The 15,491-nt window shown below is 69.8% G+C and carries 14 protein-coding genes and 1 tRNA gene; 10 read left to right on the top strand and 5 right to left on the bottom strand.

Annotated features, from left to right (window positions below):
* Positions 1–293: 293 nt before the first annotated feature.
* The gene (locus N4G66_RS11680) at positions 294–1,604 is read right to left on the bottom strand and encodes a sensor histidine kinase (protein ID WP_261703960.1); all 1,311 of its coding nucleotides are present in this window, start codon (positions 1,602–1,604) and stop codon (positions 294–296) included.
* Between the two features lie 167 nt (positions 1,605–1,771).
* On the opposite strand from N4G66_RS11680, the gene N4G66_RS11675 reads away from it, so the two are divergent.
* From N4G66_RS11675 to N4G66_RS11645, 7 genes are all read left to right on the top strand, one after another.
* The gene (locus N4G66_RS11675) at positions 1,772–2,644 is read left to right on the top strand and encodes a hypothetical protein (RefSeq protein WP_261703959.1); all 873 of its coding nucleotides are present in this window, start codon (positions 1,772–1,774) and stop codon (positions 2,642–2,644) included.
* A gap of 11 nt (positions 2,645–2,655) precedes the next feature.
* A tRNA-Gln gene (locus N4G66_RS11670) sits at positions 2,656–2,726 on the top strand.
* Between the two features lie 117 nt (positions 2,727–2,843).
* The gene (gene glmU / locus N4G66_RS11665) at positions 2,844–4,292 is read left to right on the top strand and encodes a bifunctional UDP-N-acetylglucosamine diphosphorylase/glucosamine-1-phosphate N-acetyltransferase GlmU (protein ID WP_261703958.1); all 1,449 of its coding nucleotides are present in this window, start codon (positions 2,844–2,846) and stop codon (positions 4,290–4,292) included.
* Between the two features lie 131 nt (positions 4,293–4,423).
* A complete protein-coding gene (locus N4G66_RS11660) occupies positions 4,424–5,401 on the top strand; it encodes a ribose-phosphate diphosphokinase (protein WP_261703957.1) in 978 nt (325 codons plus the stop codon).
* Between the two features lie 193 nt (positions 5,402–5,594).
* Positions 5,595–6,179, top strand: a complete 585-nt coding sequence (locus tag N4G66_RS11655; protein WP_261703956.1) for a 50S ribosomal protein L25/general stress protein Ctc — start codon at positions 5,595–5,597, stop codon at positions 6,177–6,179.
* Between the two features lie 73 nt (positions 6,180–6,252).
* Positions 6,253–6,864 carry an aminoacyl-tRNA hydrolase gene (pth, locus tag N4G66_RS11650; protein ID WP_261703955.1) on the top strand — a complete coding sequence of 204 codons (612 nt, stop codon included), beginning with the start codon at positions 6,253–6,255 and terminating at the stop codon, positions 6,862–6,864.
* A gap of 217 nt (positions 6,865–7,081) precedes the next feature.
* Positions 7,082–7,579, top strand: a complete 498-nt coding sequence (locus tag N4G66_RS11645) for a hypothetical protein (RefSeq protein ID WP_261703954.1) — start codon at positions 7,082–7,084, stop codon at positions 7,577–7,579.
* Between the two features lie 154 nt (positions 7,580–7,733).
* Here the strand turns inward: N4G66_RS11645 and ppc are convergent, their stop codons facing one another.
* Positions 7,734–10,466 (bottom strand): phosphoenolpyruvate carboxylase, encoded by a 2,733-nt coding sequence (gene ppc / locus N4G66_RS11640; protein WP_261703953.1) that lies wholly within the window; start codon positions 10,464–10,466, stop codon positions 7,734–7,736.
* Between the two features lie 351 nt (positions 10,467–10,817).
* On the opposite strand from ppc, the gene N4G66_RS11635 reads away from it, so the two are divergent.
* The gene (locus N4G66_RS11635; RefSeq protein ID WP_261703952.1) at positions 10,818–11,831 is read left to right on the top strand and encodes an acyl-CoA desaturase; all 1,014 of its coding nucleotides are present in this window, start codon (positions 10,818–10,820) and stop codon (positions 11,829–11,831) included.
* The gene (locus N4G66_RS11630) at positions 11,828–12,508 is read left to right on the top strand and encodes a TetR/AcrR family transcriptional regulator (RefSeq protein ID WP_261703951.1); all 681 of its coding nucleotides are present in this window, start codon (positions 11,828–11,830) and stop codon (positions 12,506–12,508) included. The genes N4G66_RS11635 and N4G66_RS11630 overlap by 4 nt, the downstream gene beginning before the upstream one ends.
* 107 nt (positions 12,509–12,615) lie before the next feature.
* On the opposite strand, the gene N4G66_RS11625 is transcribed toward N4G66_RS11630, so the two are convergent.
* A complete protein-coding gene (locus tag N4G66_RS11625; protein ID WP_261703950.1) occupies positions 12,616–12,984 on the bottom strand; it encodes a VOC family protein in 369 nt (122 codons plus the stop codon).
* A complete protein-coding gene (locus tag N4G66_RS11620; RefSeq protein WP_261703949.1) occupies positions 12,984–13,802 on the bottom strand; it encodes a trans-aconitate 2-methyltransferase in 819 nt (272 codons plus the stop codon). Before N4G66_RS11620 ends, N4G66_RS11625 begins: the two co-directional genes overlap by 1 nt.
* 217 nt (positions 13,803–14,019) lie before the next feature.
* Between N4G66_RS11620 and N4G66_RS11615 the strand changes: the two genes are divergently transcribed.
* Positions 14,020–14,517, top strand: coding sequence for a MarR family winged helix-turn-helix transcriptional regulator (locus N4G66_RS11615; protein WP_261703948.1), 498 nt, complete (start codon positions 14,020–14,022; stop codon positions 14,515–14,517).
* On the opposite strand, the gene N4G66_RS11610 is transcribed toward N4G66_RS11615, so the two are convergent.
* Positions 14,476–15,243, bottom strand: coding sequence for a LuxR C-terminal-related transcriptional regulator (locus N4G66_RS11610; RefSeq protein WP_261703947.1), 768 nt, complete (start codon positions 15,241–15,243; stop codon positions 14,476–14,478). The two genes, N4G66_RS11615 and N4G66_RS11610, sit on opposite strands and share 42 nt — an antisense overlap.
* Positions 15,244–15,491 lie beyond the last annotated feature (248 nt).

Here is a 15,491-nt window from a genome sequence, read left to right as displayed (position 1 = left end):
CTCCGCCCCTACCCGGCCCGAAGCTGGGGCTCCGCCCCGGACCCCGCTCCTCAAACACCGGAGGGGCTGGATTTTCACGCGCGTGAGGGGCTGCACCCAAGCCACCGCGCACCCGCAGCCGGGAGCGCGCGGGAGGGGACGTGCCGGTACACCGAATGCCCGCAGACCGGACGGATCAGCACCCACCCACACCTCGAAACACCGCTGGGATCCGTCCGGATGCGGGCGGATGTACCGGCACGGCCCCGACCCACCCACCGGACCGCACCCGACCCCGGTGACCACCCGGAGGGCTACGCCGGGATCACCGCCGACACCCGGAACCCACCCGCGTCCGTGGGCCCCGACACGAACACGCCCCCCAGGGCGGCCACCCGCTCCTTCATGCCCAGCAACCCGTTCCCGCCGCTGGGCAACCGCACGGACGATCCCACCCCCACCTCCGGCGGACACTCGTTCTCCACCTGCATCGCGATCTCGGACACCCGATGCGCCAGCCGGACGTACGTCTTCGCCCCCGCCGCGTGCTTGTGGACGTTCGTCAACGCCTCCTGCACCACCCGGTAGGCGGTCTGCTCGATCTCCCGGGCGTACGCACGCAGGTCCCCCTCGACCGACAGGGCCACGACCATCCCCGCCGCCGCCGACTGCCCGATCAGCTCGTCGATCTCGGCCAGACTCGGCCCCTCGCCGGCCCCGGAGTCGTCCGCCGCCCGCGACGCGGCGGCGGCCGCCGCTGCACCCACCGCCGCCAGCGGGACCGACGGCACCCGCGCGTCCAGCCCGTTCCCCGTACGCAGCACGCCCAGCATCTCCCGCAGCTCCGTGAGCGCCTGACGCCCCATGTCCCCCACCAGGGCGGCGTTCTTCACGGCCTTCTCGGGATCCTTCCGGGCGATCGCCTGAAGGGCCGCCGCGTGCACGACCATCAGCGAGACCCGATGCGCGACCACGTCGTGCATCTCACGCGCGATCCGGGTGCGCTCCTCGTTGCGCGCCCACTCCGCCCGCTCCTCGGCCCGCTCCGCCAGCAGCTGCAGCTCCCGCTCCAGCGAGTCCGCCCGCTCCCGCAGGCTCTCCATCAGCCGCCGCCTGGCCCCCATGTACAGCCCGAGCAGCACGGGTGGCGCGGTCATCCCGATCGCCGTCGTGAGGGAGGCGAACGGGACGAACCAGTCCCCCATCGCCACGTCCCCTCGCACCACACCCTGGTGCGCCCGGACGAACGTGACGATCAGCATGCCGGCGAAGGACATCCCCGCCAGCGCCGCGATGATGCGCCGCGGGAGCTCGGACGCGGCGAGCGTGTACAGCCCGACGAGTCCCATCAGGTAGCCCATCTGGGCGGGCGTGATCGCGATGGACACCAGGACGACCGCGATCGGCCACTTCCGCCGCACCAGCAGCACCGACCCGGCGATCCCCCCGAAGGCGACACCCACCGGAGCGGGCAGCCCCGCGTCGTGCGCGAAGCGGACCCCCTCGCCGCCGCACTCGACCGCGGACGCCAGAGCGAGCCCCGCGTCCAACACCGCACTACGCCATCCGACCCACCACCACGGCCCGGTCCCGGCCGCGGTGTGCTCTTCCCCCGTCGTGGTCATGCCTCCAGCCTACGGTCGCCCCCCTGCCCATTTCCGGTGAGTTTTGGCTACTGGCCTACACCACACCCCACCATCGAACAGAAGCGAAACCGACCGATATCCCTCGAACTGCCGAATCGATCACCATTCGACCTCGGAGGCCTGCATTCCGGCGCGATGGTATGCCTATGGCACATTCACTGAGCAAGTACGCGGATTTCGAAGTGCTACGAGAGCAGGCGATCTCTCTGCGCAGGGCGGGACTCAGCCGCCGCCGGATCCGTGACCGACTGCACATCGACAACAACGACATCCTCAACCGCCTCTTGGAGGGCGAGCCGCCTCCGGACTGGACGAGGCGCCCGAACGCGAAGGACGAACTCCGTGACCGGGCCCGTGAGCTGCGCCTCCAGGGCTGGACCTACGACCAGATCCAGGTGGAACTGGGCTGCTCGAAGAGTTCGATCTCGCTTTGGGTCCGAGATCTGCCGAAGCCGGAGCCGCGCCCGGCTTCGGAGCAGGCGAAGCTCGCGGGACGGAAGCGGTGGGATCACGAACTGGCCCAACGCGACATCGAGCGGCAGTGCACCAAAGCGGCCGCGGCTGCGACGATCGGCGCCCTGTCCGATCGCGAGCTGTTCCTGTTGGGCGTCGGCCTGTACTGGGCCGAGGGCAGCAAGGACAAAAAGTACGACCGCCGGGAGTGCGTCACCTTCGTCAACAGCGATCCAGGGATGATCGAAGTCTTCCTGCGCTGGCTCGACCTGCTCGGGGTGGAGCGCGGTCGCCTGCGTTTCACCGTCATGATCCACGAAACCGCCGACGTGGCGGAGGCCGAAAGGTACTGGGCGGACCTGGTCGGCTCCAACCGCGCCGCGTTCTACAAGACGACGCTCAAACGCCACAATCCCAAGACCGTCCGCAAGAACGTGGGCGAGTCCTACCGGGGTTGCCTGGCGATCAAAGTTCGCCAGAGCGCAGAGTTGTACCGTCGCATTGAAGGCGCCTGGTACGGCATAGTGTTGTCCGCGCAGAGCTCCGATCCATCAAATCGGACATAGCGCATAGACCATCCCGGGTCGTCTAATGGCAGGACAAATGGTTTTGGTCCATTGAATGAGGGTTCGATTCCTTCCCCGGGAGCCTTCCGGGAGAGGGCCCTGGCAGCTCTGTCAGGGCCCTCTCCCACATCCCTCCTGATTCGCCCCGGTATCCTGCGGATGTCCACACCCCAGTCATCCGAAGCCGAAGGGCAACCCCGTGAGCGCCAATCGCCCGGCAGCCGTCGTCGTTCTCGCAGCGGGTGAGGGCACCCGTATGAAATCGGCCACACCCAAGGTCCTGCACGACATCTGCGGACGCTCCCTCGTCGGCCATGTGCTCGCTGCCGCACGCGAGTTGGATCCCGAGAACCTGGTCGTCGTCGTGGGGCACGCCCGCGAGAAGGTCGTCGCGCACCTCGCGGAGATCGACCCGGGCGTCCGGACCGCGGTGCAGGCCGAGCAGAACGGCACCGGGCACGCCGTACGGATGGGCCTCGAAGAGCTCGGCGAGGGCGTGGACGGCACGGTCGTCGTGGTCTGCGGCGACACCCCCCTGCTCAGCGGCGAGACCCTGCTCGCGCTCGCCTCGACCCACAGCGCCGACGGCAACGCCGTCACCGTGCTGACCGCCGAGGTCCCCGACGCCACCGGCTACGGCCGCATCGTGCGGGACGGCGCCAGCGGCGCGGTCACCGCGATCGTCGAGCACAAGGACGCGAGCGAATCGCAGCGCGCGATCCGTGAGATCAACTCGGGCGTCTTCGCCTTCGACGGACAGCTGCTCGCCGACGCGCTCGGCAAGGTGCGGACGGACAACAGCCAGGGCGAGGAGTACCTGACGGACGTCCTCGGGATCCTCCGCGAGGCCGGGCACCGCGTCGGCGCGGCCGTCGCCGCCGACCACCGCGAGATCGCCGGCATCAACAACCGCGTGCAGCTCGCCGAGGCGCGCCGCATCCTGAACGACCGGCTGCTCACCGGGGCCATGCTGGCCGGCGTCAGCGTCATCGATCCCGCGACGACGTGGGTCGATGTGACGGTCACCTTCGAGCAGGACGCGATCGTGCACCCCGGGACGCAGCTCCAGGGCGCCACGCATGTCGCCGAAGGCGCCGAGGTGGGGCCCAACTGCCGCCTGAAGGACACCCGGGTGGGCGCCGGTGCCCGCGTCGACAACACCGTGGCCGTCAGCGCCGAGGTGGGTCCGCAGGCGAGCGTGGGACCGTACGCGTATCTCCGTCCGGGGACGCGGATCGGCCTGAAGGCCAAGGTCGGCACGTACGTCGAGACGAAGAACGCGACGATCGGCGAAGGCACGAAGATCCCGCACCTGTCCTACGTGGGTGACGCGACGATCGGCGAGTACTCGAACATCGGTGCCGCGAGTGTGTTCGTGAACTACGACGGGCAGGACAAGCACCACACGACGATCGGCTCACACTGCCGTACGGGTTCGGACAACATGTTTGTGGCTCCTGTCACGGTCGGGGACGGCGCGTACACCGCGGCGGGCTCCGTCATCACCAAGGACGTGCCGCCCGGTTCGCTGGCCGTGGCCCGTGGCCAGCAGCGCAATATCGAGGGCTGGGTGGCTCGCAAGCGTCCCGGAAGCGCCGCCGCGAAGGCCGCGGAGACCGCCTCCCGGGAACCGGAAGGCGAAGGCTGACCGGAAAACGGCACGTCCGGGACGGCGTACCGTGATAAGTGCACACCCGCACCCCTGCTGAGAAGCCCTCTCGCAACCCAGCTGAGAAGGCCTCTCACGCCCACTGAGATGACCTCTGAGGAGACAGTGCTGTGACCGGGATCAAGACGACGACCGGCGAGAAGAAGATGATGTTCTTCTCCGGCCGCGCCCACCCCGAGCTTGCCCAGGAGGTCGCCCACAAGCTGGGTGTCGGGGTCGTCCCGACGAAGGCCTTCGACTTCGCGAACGGCGAGATCTACATCCGCTACCAGGAGTCCGCCCGCGGCGCCGACTGCTTCCTGATGCAGAGCCACACGGCTCCCATCAACAAGTGGATCATGGAACAGCTGATCATGATCGACGCTCTCAAGCGGGCCTCCGCCCGGAGCATCACCGTGATCGTGCCCTTCTACGGTTACGCCCGTCAGGACAAGAAGCACCGCGGACGTGAACCGATCTCGGCGCGTCTGATCGCCGACCTGATGGCGACGGCCGGCGCGGACCGCATCCTCACGGTCGATCTGCACACGGACCAGATCCAGGGCTTCTTCGACGGCCCGGTGGACCACCTGTTCGCGCTGCCGATCCTCGCGGACTACGTGGGCGCCAAGGTCGACAAGTCCAAGCTCACCGTCGTCTCCCCGGACGCCGGCCGCGTGCGGGTGGCCGACCGCTGGTGCGACCGTCTCGACGCTCCGCTGGCCATCGTGCACAAGCGCCGCGACAAGGACGTCGCCAACCAGGTCACCGTCCACGAGGTGGTCGGTGACGTGAAGGGCCGCGTCTGCGTGCTCGTCGACGACATGATCGACACGGGCGGCACCATCTGCGCCGCGGCGGACGCGCTGTTCGCGCACGGCGCGGAGGACGTCATCGTGACGGCCACGCACGGCGTGCTCTCCGGTCCGGCGGCCGACCGTCTGAAGAACTCCAAGGTCAGCGAGTTCATCTTCACGGACACCCTGCCGACCCCGGGCGAGCTGGAGCTCGACAAGATCACGGTGCTGTCGATCGCGCCGACGATCGCGAACGCGGTGCGTGAGGTCTTCGAGGACGGCTCGGTGACGAGCCTGTTCGAGGAGCACTGACCCTCGGCTCCACCGGTCGCCTAGATCGATTTCATGTACGGCCTCCCCGCCCCGTAAGCTGTCACAGTTGCTCGGCGAGGGAGGCCGTACCGCTTGCAGAAGCGGGTACGGCGGTCCGTTATCGACGCGCTCTTCGTAGCAGGCCGATGTTTGGCCGGGTGACCTCTTTCCCCAAGATCTACGAGGAGTGGACATGTCCGAGATCAAGCTCGCCGCCGAGACCCGCACCGAGTTCGGCAAGGGCGCCGCCCGCCGCATCCGCCGTGAGGCCAAGGTTCCCGCGGTCGTCTACGGCCACGGCACCGAGCCGGTCCACATCACGCTGCCGGGCCACGCGCTGCAGCTCGCCCTGCGTACCCCGAACGTCCTGCTCACCCTGGACATCGAGGGCAAGACCGAGCTCGCGATCCCGAAGGCCGTCCAGCGTGACGCCATCAAGGGCAGCCTCGACCACGTCGACCTGATCCTCGTGAAGCGCGGCGAGAAGGTCACCGTCGAGGTCTTCGTGCACACCGAGGGCGAGCTGGCCCCGGGCAGCTTCCTCGTCGAGAACGTGCTGAACACCCTGACGGTCGAGGCCGAGGCCACCCACATCCCGGAGTCGGTCACCGTCTCCATCGCGGGCCTGGAGGCCGGCGCCTCCATCCACGCCAAGGACATCAAGCTCCCCAAGGGCACCACGCTGGCGATCGACGAGGACGCGGTCGTCATCCAGGTCCTGTCGGCGCAGGCCGAGGAGCCGGCCGCCGAGAGCGAGACCGCGGCCGCCGAGGCCTGATCCCCCCGGGAATCTTCATCTGTGTCAGCCGCCGCTCCTGTCGGGAGCGGCGGCTGCCGCGTATCAAGGACACATGGGAGACACGGACGTGACGACCGACGCCAACGCGCCCTGGCTGATCGTGGGCCTCGGCAACCCGGGCCCCGAGTACGCCATGAACCGGCACAACGTGGGCTTCATGGTGGCCGATCTACTGGCCGAGCGGATCGGCGGGAAGTTCAAGCGGGCGGGCAAGGCGCAGGCCCAGGTGATCGAGGGACGGATCGGGCCGCCCGGTCCGGCGAACCGCCGGGTGATCCTGGCCAAGCCGATGTCGTACATGAACCTGTCGGGTGGCCCGGTGACCGCGCTGCGGGACTTCTACAAGGTTCCGACGGCGAACATCGTGGCGGTCCATGACGAGCTGGACATCGACTACGGCGTGCTGCGGCTGAAGCTGGGCGGCGGGGACAACGGCCACAACGGGCTGAAGTCCATGACGAAGGCGATGGGCTCGGACTATCACCGGGTGCGGTTCGGCATCGGGCGCCCTCCGGGCCGTATGCAGGTCGCGGACTTCGTGCTGAAGGACTTCTCGTCGGCCGAGCGCAAGGAGCTGGACTACTTCGTGGACCGGGCGGCGGACGCGGCGGAGTGTCTGGTGATCGAGGGCCTGGAGCGGGCCCAGGGCACGTACAACTCCTGACGGACGGCCGGGAGAGACCGCGGGTCGGAACGGAACCGTGGGGGTCGGCCGGGAGAGAGACCCGAGGGGACGGCCGGAAGAAACCGCGGGGGGACGGCCGGGAGAGACCGCGGGGGACGGCTGGGTGAGACCGCGGGGGACGGCCGGGTGGTCGATGTACTCGCACAACTGCCGACTTGTCCCCCACCGGAGTTGACCGAGCGCGCGGCCATGGCCAATGATCCCCGCCATGCGTGCCGTCACCTCCAGTCAGAGCGCGTACGCGGCGCTGCGGATCGGGCAGCTCGCGGCGATGGGCGTGGTCACCGGGCTCATCCTGATCGCGGGTGTCTGGGCCTCCTGGGGCACCGCGCAGCACGTGATGCTGAGCAAGGGCCGGGAGCAGGGCACGATCGCCGTGCGGACGTGCTCGGGCGAGGTGTGCTCGGGGCCGTACACGCCGGTGTCGCCGGGTTCACGGGCGCGGGCCCGCGTCGTCATCGACCAGTCGGTGGCGGTGAAGAAGGGCCGGACGTACACGGTCACGGTGAAGCCCGGCAGCGATGAGGTCGTCCGCAGCGGTCCGGCCGGTCTGCTCTACGCCTGGATACCCCTGGCGGGCGCCCTGCTGCTCGCCTCGGTGGTGGTCGCGGGCGGTCTGCGGCTGACCCGCGTGGCCTGGCTGATGGCGGGCACGGGGATCGCGCTGCTGACGGCCACGTTCCTGGTCCTGTAGGCACGTCCTCACCGGTCTTCCGGTCTTGTTGTGGACACCCCCCCCCGCCCACGCGGACACATGAAGGCGCCCTCCGCGCTCGTACGTGTACGAGCGCGGAGGGCGCCTTCTCGTCTGCTCGGCCGGTGTGGCCGGTCCAGCCGGTGTGGCCCGGTCAGCCGGTGTTGCGCAGTCCCGCCGCCACACCGTTGACCGTCAGCAGCAGGGCCCGCGAGAGCAGCGGGTCCGGGTGCTGCCCCGCCGTCGCCTCGTCGCGCTGGCGCTTGAGGAGCGCGACCTGGAGGTAGGAGATCGGGTCCAGGTAGGCATCACGGATGGCGAAGGTCTGCTGGAGCACCGGGTTGGTGTCGAGCAGTTCCTTCCCGCCGGTGACCCGCAGCACCTCGCGCACGGTCAGCTCGTGTTCGGCCTCGATGACGTCGAACACGTGCTTGAGCTCGTCGGGGACGAGGGTGTCGACGTAGTGGCGGGCGATCCGCAGGTCGGTCTTCGCGAGGGTCATCTCGACGTTCGAGAGGAAGTTCTGGAAGAAGTGCCACTGCTCGTGCATCTCGTCGAGCACGGTGCCCAGGCCCGCCTCGCGAAGCGCCTTGAGACCGGAGCCGACGCCGAACCAGCCGGGCACGATCTGCCGGGACTGGGTCCAGCCGAAGACCCACGGGATGGCGCGCAGTCCGTCGAGCGAGACGCCCGAGCCGGGGCGGCGGGAGGGCCGCGAGCCCAGGTGCAGGTCGGCGAGCTGGTCGACCGGCGTGGAGGCGAGGAAGTACGTCGGCAGGTCCGGGTCCTCGACGAGCCGCCGGTAGGCGGAGTGGGCGGCGTCGGAGACGACGTCCATCGCCGCGTCCCAGCGGGCCAGCGCCTCGTCGGACTGGCGGGGCGAGGTGTGCAGGGCGGAGGCCTGCAGGGTGGCGGCGACCGTCAGTTCGAGGTTCTCGCGGGCCAGCGAGGGGACCAGGTACTTGTCGGAGATGACCTCGCCCTGCTCGGTCACCTTGATCTCGCCCTCCAGGGTGCCCCAGGGCTGCGCGAGGATCGCGTCGTGCGAGGGGCCGCCACCGCGGCCGACGGTGCCGCCGCGGCCGTGGAAGAGCCGCAGGCGTACGCCGTAGCGGTGGGCGACGTCGCGCAGCCGGCGCTGGGCGCGGTGGATCTCCCACTGCGAGGTGGTGATGCCGCCGAACTTGGAGGAGTCGGAGTAGCCGAGCATGACCTCCTGGACGTCCCCGCGCAGCGCCACCAGACGGCGGTACGAGGGGTCGGAGAGCATGTCCTCCAGGATCGTGTCCGCGGCCTTGAGCTCGTCGGTGGTCTCCAGGAGCGGCACGATGCCGATCTTGGCCCAGCCGGCGTGCAGGTCGAGCAGTCCGGCCTCGCGGGCGAGGACGGCGGCGGCGAAGACGTCGTCGGCGCCCTGGCACATCGAGATGATGTACGACTCGATGACCTCGGGCCCGAAGATCTTCAGGGCCCTCTTGACGGTCTCGAAGACGCCGAGCGTCTTGTGGCCGGCGGCGTCCAGCGGCGCGGGGGTCGGGGCGAGCGGGCGCCGGGACCGCAGCTCCTTGGCGAGGAGCTTGGTGCGGTAGTCGCGCGGCATGTCCACATAGCGCCAGGACTCCTCGCCGAGGCGGTCGAAGAGCTGGCCGAGGGCGTGGTGGTGGGCGTCGGCGTGCTCGCGTACGTCCATGGTGGCGAGCTGGAGGCCGAAGGCGGCCAGTGTGCGGATGGTGCGGTTCATGCGGCCGTCGGCGATCAGGCCGCCGCGGTGCTCGCGCAGCGAGGTCTGGACGAGCTTGAGGTCGCGCAGCAGCTCGGCGGTGCCGAGGTAGTCGCGGCCGTCCTCGTGGGGCGTGCCCTTGGCCAGGCGGAGCTTGGTGTTCTCCAGCTTCTGCCGGACGCAGGTGGCCTTGAGGCGGTACGGCTCCTCGGCGTTGAGGCGCTTGTAGCGGGGGCTGATCTCCGGCAGGCGCTCCAGGTCGGTCTGGAGGGATTCCAGCAGTTCCTCGGTCGCGCCCGTGTAGCGGATGGAGTTCGACAGGAAGCCCCGGAGCTCGTCGATGAGTTCCAGGGCGTCGTTGATGCCGTGCTCGTGCTGGAGGATCAGGACGTCCCAGGTGACGTCGGGGGTGACGTTCGGGTTGCCGTCGCGGTCGCCGCCGATCCAGGTGCCGAAGGTGAGGGGCCGGGTCTCGTCCGGGAGGACGACGCCGACGCGCTCCAGTTCGGCGGTGAGGTCCTCCAGGACGTCGCCGACGGCGCCGGCGTGCAGCTCGTCCAGGTAGTAGATGGCGTTGCGTGCCTCGTCGGCGGGCTCGGGGCGGACGACCCGGAGCTCGTCCGTCTGCCAGACCAGGTCGATGTTCTCGGCGAGGCGGGTGTCGTAGCGGCGGCGGTCGGCCTCGATGACCGGGGTCTCCAGGAGCGCGGCGATGCGCCGCAGCTTGTTGAGGACCGAGCGCCGGGCCGCTTCCGTGGGGTGGGCGGTGAACACCGGGCGCACGTTGAGGTTCTTGACCGTCTGGCGCAGGTGCTCGGGGTCGGCGTCCTTGAGCCGGTCGGCCGTACGGGCGAGGAGGCCGCCCTCGGCGGCGCGCTTGGCGCGCAGCTCCCGGCCGCGGTGCACCTGCTCGGTGACGTTGGCGAGGTGGAAGTAGGTCGAGAAGGCGCGGACCAGCTTGGCGGCGGTCTCCAGTTCGGTGCCGCGCAGCAGCTCGGCGGCGGCCTCGCCGTCCTCGCGGGTCAGGCGGCGGACCTTCTCGACCAGTTCCAGGAGCTCGGGGCCCTCCTGCCGTACGAGGGTCTCGCCGAGCAGATCGCCCAGGCGGCGGATGTCGGCGCGCAGTTCGCTGCTGGTCGTCGTGGTCTGGTCGTCGGCACTGCTCACAGGTGCGGCTCCTTGCAGTGTTGAAGCTCGTCTGAAGAGTGGGGAATCTCGTCTGAAGCTCGTCTGGGAGGGAACCCGGGTGGCGACCGCGCGCGGCGGGTGCCGCTTAGGGAGGTGGCATCCGGGAAGAAATCAGAACGGACCGCGCTGTCCGACCGACTCCAAGGATAGGTGTCCTCTCGGACGCGCAGGCTCACGGGCTCTTGCCGCCGGGCTACGCGCTGACATACTTACGACGCCGTAGGTTACGGACCCGTAGGTATTCCCGTCGGACGACGGGGGGACCCTGGGTTCACACCCGGACACCCTTCCCCGCCGTTCCTCACCCTCGAACCCCACAGGGGACGCCCCATGACCACGAGTTCCGATGTGATCGACGACGCCCCGCAGGCGGACAACGACGACACCTCGCTCCCCGCCGCCACCCTCGGCGGCGAGAAGAAGGGGTCACTCGAACAGATCACCCTTCTTCTCTTCATCACCGTCCCGTTCCTCGCGCTGCTCGCGGCGGTGCCGCTGGTCTGGGGGTGGGGGGTGAGCTGGCTGGATCTCGGCCTGATGGTCTTCTTCTACTACCTGGGATGCCACGGCGTCACGATCGGTTACCACCGCTATTTCACGCATGGCTCTTTCAAGGCGAAGCGTCCCTTGCGGATCGCGATCGCGATCGCGGGATCCATGGCGGTCGAGGGCCCTCTCGTGCGCTGGGTCGCCGACCACCGCAAGCACCACAAGTTCTCCGACGCGGAAGGTGACCCGCACTCGCCGTGGCGTTACGGCGAGACGGTTCCGGCGCTGATGAAGGGCCTGTGGTGGGCACACATCGGATGGATGTTCGACGAGGAGCGGACTTCTCAGGAGAAGTACGCTCCGGATCTGGTCAAGGACCCGGTGATCCGGGCGATCTCGCGTCAGTTCCTCCTCTGGACCCTGCTTTCGCTGGGCCTGCCGCCGCTGATCGGCGGCCTGGCGACGATGTCGTGGTGGGGCGCGTTCACCGGATTCTTCTGGGGCTCCCTCGTCCGGGTGGCGCTGCTGCACCACGTGACCTGGTCGATCAACTCGATCTGCCACGCGGTCGGCAAGCGCCCCTTCAAGTCGCGTGACCGCTCGGGCAACGTGTGGTGGCTGGCGGTGCTTTCGTGCGGCGAGTCCTGGCACAACCTGCACCATGCAGAACCGACATCCGCCCGGCACGGTGTGGACCGCGGCCAGGTCGACTCCTCGGCCCGGATCATCCGCTGGTGCGAGCAGCTCGGCTGGGCGTACGACGTGCGCTGGCCGTCACGCTCGCGTATCGATTCCCGCCGCAGCGACGACGGGAACAGCTCCCGACGCAAGACGGAAACCGCTGAAGCGGCATGATTGACGGCGTGGCGACCGACTCCAGCAGCACCCCGAGCAGCAATGAAAAGCCGCGGCGTGCGCGCCGCACCCGCATGACCGGTGCCGAGCGCCGTCAGCAGCTGCTGGAGATCGGCCGCACCCTGTTCGCGGCCAAGGGCTTCGAGGGCACGTCGGTGGAGGAGATCGCGGCGAAGGCCGGTGTCTCCAAACCGGTGGTCTATGAGCACTTCGGCGGCAAGGAGGGCCTGTACGCGGTGGTGGTGGACCGCGAGATGCGCCGGCTGCTGGACATGGTGACCAGTTCGCTGACGGCGGGCCATCCGCGCGAGCTGTGCGAGCAGGCCGCGTTCGCCCTCCTGGACTACATCGAGGAGTACACGGACGGCTTCCGCATCCTTGTCCGTGACTCCCCCATTCCGCAGTCGACGGGATCGTTCGCGTCGCTGATCTCGGACATCGCCACCCAGGTGGAGGACATCCTGGGCCGCGAGTTCAAGAGCCGCGGCTTCGACTCGAAGCTGGCACCCCTGTACGCCCAGGCCCTGGTCGGCATGGTCGCGCTGACGGGCCAGTGGTGGCTGGACGTCCGCAAGCCGCGCAAGGCGGAGGTGGCCGCGCATCTGGTGAATCTGGCGTGGCACGGTCTGGACGGCCTGGAGCCGAAGCCGCGGTTGATAGGGCATCGCAAGGCCTAGCGCGCGGCCGGTGAGCGGAGTCGGGGAGCACTCTCCCGGCTCGGCTCCGGACCCGCGCGAGGGCGACGAGAGGCCCCCGGAGAGCTGAGCTCTCCGGGGGCCTCTCGTCATGTGCGGACGAGCGGTTCCAGGAATTCGAGGCGGTTGCCGACGGGGTCCTCGGAGAAGAAGCGCCGGTGGCCGGGCAGGTCCTCGTCCCAGGTGACGGGGGCGCCCGTGGCCGCGATCCGTGCGGCGTACGCGTCGATGCCGGTGACGCGCAGTCCGGGGTGGGCCTTCTTCGCGGGACGGAAGGGGTCCTCGATCCCGAGGTGCAGGTGGACGGCCCCCGCCTGGAACCAGCAGCCCCCGCGGGCGGCGAGGACGGGCGGTTTGGGGATCTCGGCCATGCCGAGCGCGTCGACGTAGTACGCGCGCAGGCGGTCCTCGGAGCCCGGCGGGGCGGCGAGCTGGACGTGGTCGAGGGCGGCGAGCATCAGGCCTCCTTCCGGGCCACGGCGAACAGCCGGCGAAACGGCAGCACCGTGCCGTAGGGCCGCGCGGGATAGGCGTCGCGCAGCAGGTCCCGGTATGCGGTGACGAAGGCGTCCAGGGCCTCGGGATCGTCCGCGAGGGCGGTCAGCACGGGCCGCAGCGCGGTCCCCTTCGCCCAGTCGAGCACCGGGTCCGGCCCGGTCAGCAGTTGCAGGTACGTCGTCTCCCAGACGTCCGTCCGACAACCGAGGCTTTCCAGGCGGTCCAGGTAGACGAGCGGGTCGTGGACCGAGTCCGTGGGACGCGGGGTGTCGCCGAGGCGGCTCTTCCAGCGGGGGGAGGAGGCGAGTCCGCGCAGCAGGACGTGCAGCGGGGCGTCGGTGTTGTGGGGCATCTGGAAGGCGAGGGTGCCGCCGGGCGCGAGCGCGTCGAGCCAGCCGGGGAACGACTCCAGGTGTCCCGGCACCCACTGGAGTGCGGCGTTCGAGGTGATCAGGCCGTACGTCTCGGTGGGCACCCAGTCGGTGAGGTCGGCGTGGGCGAAGTCGAGCCGACCGCCGCCGGGAACGGGACCGGCGTGCTCCTCGGTCCTGGCGAGCATCTCGGCCGAGTTGTCGTACCCGGTGACGTGGGCGGTGGGCCAGCGGTCGGTGAGCTGGACGGTGACGTTGCCGGGGCCGCAGCCGAGGTCGGCGATGCGGGCCGGGTCGCCGGGGATCGCCGGGACCTGGGCGAGGAGGTCGGCGAAGGGGCGGGCTCGATGCCGGGAGTGGCGCAGATACTGGCCCGGATCCCAGCCGGGGGTGGTGGGGGCAGTCATGGGTGGCCTCCTCGAAAGTCGCCGCAGGGGTCGCGGACCGCGGAAGGGGACAGCGGAAGGGGACCGCGGTGGCCGGACCGTTCGGCCTCCAGCCTCACAGGAAAAGTCTCTCGACGTCAAGAGACTTCACTACAAGAGGCTCTATATCGAGAAGCTTTACATCAAGAGACTCCACATCAAGAGACTTCATGTCGACACAACCACTACACTGATCGTCATGGAGGACGAGGTCGATCGGCTGGTCGCTGCGTGGCGCCGGGAGCGCCCGGACCTCGACGTGGAACCGCTCGAGGTGCTCAGCCGGGTGAGCAGGCTGGCCCGGCACCTGGACCGTGCGCGCCGGCTGGCGTTCGCCGAGCACAGCCTGGAGCCCTGGGAGTTCGACGTCCTGACGGCGCTGCGGCGCGCGGGGTCCCCGTATCAGCTCTCCCCCGGGCAGCTGCTCACCCAGACACTCGTCACCTCGGGCACGATGACGAACCGCATCGACCGTCTGACCAAGAAGGGTCTGGTGGAGCGCCTCCCGGACCCGAGCGACCGCAGGGGTGTGCTCGTCCGCCTCACGGACGAGGGGTGCGACCGCGCCGACCAGGCACTGGCCGGTCTGCTCGACCAGGAGCGCGCGATCCTCGCCGAGCTGAGCAGGGCGCAGCGCGGTGAACTGGCCGGACTGCTACGCCAGTTGACCGCCCCGTTCGACAACATCCCCGGTTAGGTCGACGGGTCCGACCCCGGCGCGCCTGGCCAGGGCCACGGCGGCGAGGGTGGAGTGCACACCGAGCTTCCCGAGAACGTTCTGCATGTGCGTGCGGACGGTGTGCGGTGAGAGGAAGAGCCGCTCCGCCACCGCCTTGCGCCCGAGCCCCGCGACCATGCACCGCAGCACCTCGCGCTCCCGGGGCGTCAGCGACTCGACGAGCCGCTCGCTCTCGGTCCGGTGCTTGCGCGCGGCGGTGAGCTCCCGGAGCACCCCGGTGAGCAGGGCGGGCGGCAGATGCGTCTCGTCGCGCAGCACACCCCGTATGACGGTGAGCAGCCGTGACAGCGAACAGTCCTTGGCGACCCACCCCGAGGCCCCGGCCTGCAGGGCGAGCGCGGCCCGGCGCGGATCGTCCTTCTCGGCCAGCACGACGATCCGTACGCTCGGCTGTCCGGAGCGCACCCCGGCGACGAGCGAGATGCCGTCCACCAGACCGTCCTCGTTGCTCTCCTGGACGGGCACCGCCGGACGCATGCCGGGCAGGTTGCCGCCCAGGTCCGCGTCGACGAGCAGCACGTCGAAGCGGCGGCCCTCCGCCGCCGCGCGCTCGAGGCAGCGCAGCGCGGCGGGACCGCTGCCCGCCGCGGACACGTCGACATCGGGCTCGGCCGCGAGAGCGGCGGCGAGCGACTCGGCGAAGATGCGATGGTCGTCGACGACCAGTACTCGGATGCGAACCACAGAAACCCCCACTGTCGGGGGACGGTCCGTACGGGTACGGCGCCCGAAGAGATTCCGAGCCCGCTTGCGACCCGAAACGAGGTGCCGCCGCCGCACGGCCGCCGCCGTGCTGGAAGTGCTACCCCCACTTCGGGCGTCGTACCCGACTGTCTCGCCCCCTGATCAGCACCGGCCCCCACCGGCACTGTTCATCAGGGTACGGCTGGGGGCGGGGAGCGGAAGGCAATTTGCAGAACTGGTTGGCCGGC

This window comes from Streptomyces rhizosphaerihabitans (assembly GCF_025399795.1).
Taxonomy (GTDB): Bacteria; Actinomycetota; Actinomycetes; order Streptomycetales; family Streptomycetaceae; genus Streptomyces; species Streptomyces rhizosphaerihabitans.
The sequence above is the reverse complement of the archived record's forward strand: the minus strand, read 5'-3'. Positions and strand labels throughout refer to the sequence as shown.

Excerpts from the sequence above, each read along its gene's own strand:
- N4G66_RS11680 (WP_261703960.1), bottom strand. The coding sequence starts at position 1,604 with ATGACCACGACGGGGGAAGAGCACACCGCGGCCGGGACCGGGCCGTGG.
- N4G66_RS11675 (WP_261703959.1), top strand. The coding sequence starts at position 1,772 with ATGGCACATTCACTGAGCAAGTACGCGGATTTCGAAGTGCTACGAGAG.
- N4G66_RS11655 (WP_261703956.1), top strand. The coding sequence starts at position 5,595 with ATGTCCGAGATCAAGCTCGCCGCCGAGACCCGCACCGAGTTCGGCAAG.
- pth (WP_261703955.1), top strand. The coding sequence starts at position 6,253 with ATGGGAGACACGGACGTGACGACCGACGCCAACGCGCCCTGGCTGATC.
- N4G66_RS11645 (WP_261703954.1), top strand. The coding sequence starts at position 7,082 with ATGATCCCCGCCATGCGTGCCGTCACCTCCAGTCAGAGCGCGTACGCG.
- N4G66_RS11635 (WP_261703952.1), top strand. The coding sequence starts at position 10,818 with ATGACCACGAGTTCCGATGTGATCGACGACGCCCCGCAGGCGGACAAC.
- N4G66_RS11630 (WP_261703951.1), top strand. The coding sequence starts at position 11,828 with ATGATTGACGGCGTGGCGACCGACTCCAGCAGCACCCCGAGCAGCAAT.
- N4G66_RS11625 (WP_261703950.1), bottom strand. The coding sequence starts at position 12,984 with ATGCTCGCCGCCCTCGACCACGTCCAGCTCGCCGCCCCGCCGGGCTCC.
- N4G66_RS11620 (WP_261703949.1), bottom strand. The coding sequence starts at position 13,802 with ATGACTGCCCCCACCACCCCCGGCTGGGATCCGGGCCAGTATCTGCGC.
- N4G66_RS11615 (WP_261703948.1), top strand. The coding sequence starts at position 14,020 with ATGGAGGACGAGGTCGATCGGCTGGTCGCTGCGTGGCGCCGGGAGCGC.